This window comes from uncultured Thiocystis sp. (assembly GCF_903866365.1).
Classification (GTDB): domain Bacteria; phylum Pseudomonadota; class Gammaproteobacteria; order Chromatiales; family Chromatiaceae; genus Chromatium.
In genome coordinates this window covers 1-5,423 of the sequence record NZ_CAIPNF010000372.1, presented here as the reverse complement: position 1 = coordinate 5,423, position 5,423 = coordinate 1, and the positions used below count along the sequence as shown (strand labels likewise).

General features: G+C 56.9%; 8 protein-coding genes. All 8 read right to left on the bottom strand.

Going from position 1 to position 5,423, the window contains the following annotated elements:
- Positions 1–93: 93 nt before the first annotated feature.
- Positions 94–423, bottom strand: coding sequence for a hypothetical protein (locus QZY07_RS20960; RefSeq protein WP_295406924.1), 330 nt, complete (start codon positions 421–423; stop codon positions 94–96).
- Positions 424–637: 214 nt separating this feature from the next.
- Complete coding sequence (locus QZY07_RS20955; protein WP_295406921.1) at positions 638–1,000, bottom strand: hypothetical protein; 363 nt, start codon at positions 998–1,000, stop codon at positions 638–640.
- Between the two features lie 309 nt (positions 1,001–1,309).
- Positions 1,310–1,600 carry a hypothetical protein gene (locus QZY07_RS20950; protein ID WP_295406919.1) on the bottom strand — a complete coding sequence of 97 codons (291 nt, stop codon included), beginning with the start codon at positions 1,598–1,600 and terminating at the stop codon, positions 1,310–1,312.
- Positions 1,601–2,084: 484 nt separating this feature from the next.
- Positions 2,085–3,233 (bottom strand): caspase family protein, encoded by a 1,149-nt coding sequence (locus tag QZY07_RS20945; RefSeq protein ID WP_295406916.1) that lies wholly within the window; start codon positions 3,231–3,233, stop codon positions 2,085–2,087.
- Between the two features lie 26 nt (positions 3,234–3,259).
- A complete protein-coding gene (locus QZY07_RS20940) occupies positions 3,260–3,529 on the bottom strand; it encodes a helix-turn-helix transcriptional regulator (RefSeq protein ID WP_295406913.1) in 270 nt (89 codons plus the stop codon).
- An 86-nt stretch (positions 3,530–3,615) separates the two neighbouring features.
- Positions 3,616–4,122, bottom strand: a complete 507-nt coding sequence (locus tag QZY07_RS20935; RefSeq protein ID WP_295406911.1) for a siphovirus Gp157 family protein — start codon at positions 4,120–4,122, stop codon at positions 3,616–3,618.
- Between the two features lie 60 nt (positions 4,123–4,182).
- Positions 4,183–5,139 (bottom strand): ATP-binding protein, encoded by a 957-nt coding sequence (locus QZY07_RS20930; RefSeq protein ID WP_295406908.1) that lies wholly within the window; start codon positions 5,137–5,139, stop codon positions 4,183–4,185.
- Positions 5,140–5,224: 85 nt separating this feature from the next.
- The coding region (locus QZY07_RS20925; RefSeq protein WP_295406905.1) for a hypothetical protein at positions 5,225–5,423 on the bottom strand (199 nt) is incomplete at its 5' end.

Genomic DNA, 5,423 nt, shown 5'->3' with positions numbered 1-5,423 from the left:
GCCAAACTCGGCTTATAAGAATTTTAAATTACTTGAAGCTGAACTTCGGGGAATCTTATTATCATATGGAAAAGAATATAAGATTCAATTTAACTAATACCATATTTGCATTCCTACAAACAATTGTAATGAAGTACTTATCGCACCTTTGTCGATCCGGCGTTTGGCTAAGTCCACGGCGTTCTCGGAAATCGCTAAACTTGGGATGCCAGCGACGAAATCCAGCCGACGGACGGCGGCAGAAGAATCGCCACGGCTTATTTCTTCTTCTACCAGCGCCGAAATTCTGAGTTCAAAGCGTGGTCTTTCGTACTGCCACCAATCCTGAGAAATTGCTTGGCGACCCGCGATCACGATATCCCGACTGGGCCGCGATGTCAGATAGCTGATCACTGAGGTTTCGATATAGACAAGAGATGCCAAACTGGTTGCCTCAGTTGCGTGTGAGCTAGGAAGCGAACGCCCCGTTAAGCGGCTTTGCTGGTACGCTGTTTCAGTAGAAGCACCGCGCCGTCTGCGGAGTCCGTTCTTGAACCGCTTGTTATCCTAGATCCTACATTGCCGCCAATCCTCTGATTTGCCGACCTGAAGCGAAGACAATTCCGTCGGTTGGAGCGCTTTGTCGGACTGCGGTTTCCTACACACGAACTGACTCTTTTAGAAATTGACCGAACTGTAGGTCAGAGCCGGCTGGCTTCACGCTCTCGAATTTGTTTGCGCGCTCTGCTGATAATTGAAAGCTAAACATCTCTTTGTCTGGTCGCGGATACAGATGGTCAATGTTGTTTCTAAGAAAATCCGTGGGGATTTCGAGGATGTGGAGCACATTTTCTTTTTGGTCATACAGTACGAACGTCAGTAAATTTATCTTTCCCGAGGTAATCTTAACCGCCGGGATATCGAGCCACCAAACCGGTTTTGCTGTGTTTACGTTAGAAAAGTGTGCGCTGTCACCGGAGACTCTCCCCCTCAGTTTTGTTAGCGCCTCTTTTCTATTCAAGACTACCCCTCATAGCTGCCTAACGCTCGGTGAAGCGGTCCCGCTAGAATGAGCGCAGCGCCGTCTAAAGGATCCGCTCTTAAATATTATATTTTTTGTTTGTACCACACAACTTTTCCTAAAAGCGATTCTGGGGAAAGCATTACGACACCTTTCTTAGCTAGCTCCCTTGATGAGGATGTATTTTCATGCTGAAGGAATTGATGGATTGTATTAACGGGATCATTATGTACATACGATTTTATTGACCTTACTAAGACATCTACTTTCCTTCCTTCGTATCCCGGTATTGTTGGGTGTCGTCCGAACTTATGGTTTTGGTAGTCCCAATTCCAAATCGTTCGATACGGGTAAATGTTTTTCTTTGAACGGATAAAAAAACCAGACATCAAAATCCTTAATACCATTCCTCAAATCATAATAGTGCATCGCACCGCCTTGACATAGCGCTGCGGCTAGTGGTTTTTCAATGCTGTAAAGATCTTTCCATTTTATGCCTCGACCTAGAACGAAATATTCGCGTAGGCGTTTTATGCTACCCACGTACAACTCCTTGAGGTCGTCGACAGTAAGCGGTTCTAACGAGCGTTCAATTTCCATGATTGTGTCAAGAATAAAATGGTGAGTGAGACAGAATCCGTCATTATGGTACTGGACAGATTCCACGCTGACCGTACTCGACAGAATTCATTAGACAGTACATTTCTATCTCTGGAAGGGTCTACGGCCGACGCTCTGAACTGACTTGGCATCTTGGCAGATCTCTCATTTATATGACGAGTAAAAAAACAATGCCAAACGGCCCAAGCTGCACTATAACTACGTCGTTAAAAATGGCATCCAGATTACAGGTAAAGAAAAATTGACCTGTGCAAAGCATGCCATCGCCAATATATTCTAAATCGTCTCAAATAACTCATGTCCGAGGAAATCACAGAATTCATAGAAAATAGCACTATCGCAAATTCTTCACCATCATGCTCGCCCACCCCACAAGCGGCTGCTTTCGTCCTGAACGACACCGTAAAGACGGCACGGAATCATTTTTCACGTTAAACTTCAGCGACGTTGGACCTCGCGACAGTCAGGTCGCGCCCCGGCGTAAATCCCAGCGTCCGCCGTTCCATTGCCCGTCGATCCGGTCAGGGTTGACGATGCGACCGACCCACGGCGACGTATCCGTCTCTTCGCCCAGATTCACGTAACGCCCGACCAGCCGATCCGGACCGACCGTGCGGGCCTCGATTAAATACGCACTCCCGGCGTCGCGATAGAGAATCGAGACCCGCTGTCCGCAACGTTTTATCTCGGCCCGACCCACCTGCCAGGTCCGCGACGCGGTCCGTTTCCAGCGACTGTCCCAGTGCCCCAGCAGCCCGTCGTCGTCCCGCCGCGTCGTCAGCGTCTGCCACGCCCGCGCATTCGCATCCCGGCGATCCCCGTTCAAGCGCACCGTGGCGGCAAAGGTCGCGACCTCCGGACCGTCCGGAGCGACCGCAGCGGGTTGTCCAAACGGATGGCGGCGTTGGCTCGTCGGGGCGATCCGCACCAAACCTACCGCCGCGCTGTCCGCACGGATCGCCGCCACCGGCGTTTGGTGCGGACACAGCAGCGGGATCCGGAGCGTCAAATACTCGCCGACCGCCTGCACCGTAACCAGGCCCTGCGCCGTGCGCGCGGCGCGCCCGGCCAGCGCCTCGCTGAACGCTTGCACAAAATACCCATGCGGACGGTTCCGGCGCGGCGTTTGCCCGTAGGACGCTTCCGTGGCGTGGCACGCCAGGAGAAAGCTCGCGGGCAGCGGATGCAGCGCGGGCGTCAGAAGCCCCGCCGCATGGCAGGTATCGAGTAGCACCAGCGTGGTTCCCCGCAGGGGGGCGAGCGCGGCCAGGAGTTCGTGCCCCCCCAACACCGCTGGCGTGGGCGGTCGGTCGGGCGCCAGATGCATCAAATATCCCGCGCGCGCATCCCACTCGCCGTGCGCGGAGAAAAACAGAAGCGCTACATCGTCGCGTTGTACGTGCTCGGCGAGCCAGCGCAAACCGGCGAAGACCTTCGCACGGGTCGCGTGCGCGCCCGTGAGGACGCGGCAATGCACCTGCGGGTACAAGGTGGACGCACCGACGACGGCCGCCTGCACCAAGGTGGCATCCTGTGCATAGGCATCCCAGGCGACCGCGTCGGGGGGCCGTTGCGCATCGACGCCCACGGATAACACATAAATCGCTGGCATCTCGACGCCCCTTGTGTTCGTCTCATTTACACCGCCTTCGCGGGCTCCACCGCCGTGTCGGCCAGCGCCCGTGCCGGCGTTTCGCCCACCAGATAGGCCACCGAGGTTTGCAGCACGGCGGCCAGCATCACCGCCTGCTCTAGTCGCATGGCACGACGCCCCGCCTCCCAGCCGGAAATTTGCGACTGCGGTACCCCCATCAATTCGCCTAATTCTTTTTGTTGGAGTTTTAATTCGACCCGCCGGACCTTGATCCGGTGGCCAATGTCTTCTCGGATCTCCTCACTCGTCTTCATAACCGCCCGCTCGAAACATCAATATTGGCGATCAAATATACTCCTGAGCGATGCAGAACCGGAAATCCGCGCGCCGCTCGGACGCGTCAGGTAATGACCACTCGTTGCGTCTGCTCCAAATGCACCCCGGCAATGGTCTGACCGGCTTTTAACGCCGTCGCGATCTCGGCTTTCCGCAGCGTGGTCAGGGTCTCGGTGCGGGAATACAGCGCCGGAATGCGCGTGACATCGTCGACCACCACGGCGGGCGGATTGTTCTGCAACCGCAACGCCAAATCCGGCGCTTTCGGTCGGAGCCCGGTGCGGTCCAACTCGGTTTTTAAATATCCCTTCAGGCGGGTCGCGTAGTTCCCCAGGGCTTTGGCGCGCGCGTCCAGGCGGTGTTTCACGGCCTCGATGGCGGCGGCTTCCACCTCCAGGTGGCGCACATACCGCGCGACATTCAGGGCTTTGTCTTCCCACGCGCCCGCCAAGCCGTCCAAGGTATCGGCGATGGCGTCCGGGGGCAGATCATCCCGGTCGGCCAGTTCCTCCAGGGCGGTTAAATAGTCGGTGGAGAGTTCGTACAAGGTCAGGGTCGCTTTCGCGCTCATCGAAATAACTCCTGCACAACACGCGATCCGCGAAGACCGCGTTAGTGGCAAAATCCTGGTTCAGTGGCTCACGGCGTCGCGCGCGGGCGTCTCCGTCTCGCCCTGGATCGCCAGCCCTTTTTTTGGGGCCGACACCGTCTCCCGTTCCAGGAGGGCGAGCTTACGGTCGCTGCAATGCGCGGTCAGGATGTCCCGATCCGCCGGGATCAGGCGCGCGATGTGGGCGCTCTGTTGTCGCCACCACTGGCTGAGTTGCGGCACCGTTTTGATCTGGCTAGCCGCGCGCTTGAGCGTGCGCAACCTCTGCTGACTGTCTTCCACCGGATCGATCCCGGTGTTTAACCACGCCCGCAAAGCCTCCCCGGTCGCGACGCTCGGCACAAAATGCGTCCCCTCGAAGAGGCGCGTGCGATCTTTCGTGGCGGTCGCGACATGGCGGTCCACCGATAAATCCATCACCGTGGTGAATTCGTACTCCAACCCCTCGCGTTGCACCGGAGCGAGCCCAATTTTGATGGGTTCCTTTTTTCCTTTGTCGTTTTCAACGATTTCATAGGCGGTCTTGGTGCGCAGCGTCACGAGGACATGCAGGTTGACGCCAAGGATGGTATCGACAAGCTGGTGGTGCTGCGGGGTGACTTCACGCCACGCCATAAAACTGTTGCGCGCGCGGTCGGCGGCGGTCGCTTGGTCGTGCAGATCCAGAATGCCCCCGGCGCCGCTCCACGCATGGGACAGCGAATCGATCACCAGCACGTCGTAGCCGTCTTGCGCCGCCTGTTGGATCAGGGCGATGTAGCGCGACGGCGCATAGGGCGGTTCCAGCGGGGCGACGTCATAGGGCGTCAGATCCGCATAGAGTTCGCCGCTGCCGCGCTCGGTATCGATCAAGGCAATTTTTCCACCCGGAACCAGACCCTGCGCGATCAGCAGCGCCGAATAGGTTTTCCCCGCTCCCGAGGGGCCGCACAGGGCCAGCCGAAGTTTGGCTTGGCGTCGTTCCGCTTTCCGGAACATACTCAATTCTCCTACGTGGTGAATGTGCAGTGACATCGTGTGGAACCGGACGCTTGCGAGGGGGCTACCTCCCAAGCGTCCACCCTCAGAAAGGCGACTCCCCATCGAGCAGCGCGAGCGCCCCGACCCGCCGGGGATCGACGCCCATAAGCGCCAACATAGCCGACAAGCCCTTGAAAATCAGTGGAGAGGTGCGATGTGTTAGCTTTTTGCTGCCATGCTCCACGCCCCTCAGCCCGTCGATCTTGCGTTTGAAGCGTTTCTGAAGGAATTGCCACCCGAGT

Excerpts from the sequence above, each read along its gene's own strand:
- QZY07_RS20940 (WP_295406913.1), bottom strand. The coding sequence starts at position 3,529 with ATGAAGACGAGTGAGGAGATCCGAGAAGACATTGGCCACCGGATCAAG.
- QZY07_RS20950 (WP_295406919.1), bottom strand. The coding sequence starts at position 1,600 with ATGGAAATTGAACGCTCGTTAGAACCGCTTACTGTCGACGACCTCAAG.
- QZY07_RS20935 (WP_295406911.1), bottom strand. The coding sequence starts at position 4,122 with ATGAGCGCGAAAGCGACCCTGACCTTGTACGAACTCTCCACCGACTAT.
- QZY07_RS20930 (WP_295406908.1), bottom strand. The coding sequence starts at position 5,139 with ATGTTCCGGAAAGCGGAACGACGCCAAGCCAAACTTCGGCTGGCCCTG.
- QZY07_RS20945 (WP_295406916.1), bottom strand. The coding sequence starts at position 3,233 with ATGCCAGCGATTTATGTGTTATCCGTGGGCGTCGATGCGCAACGGCCC.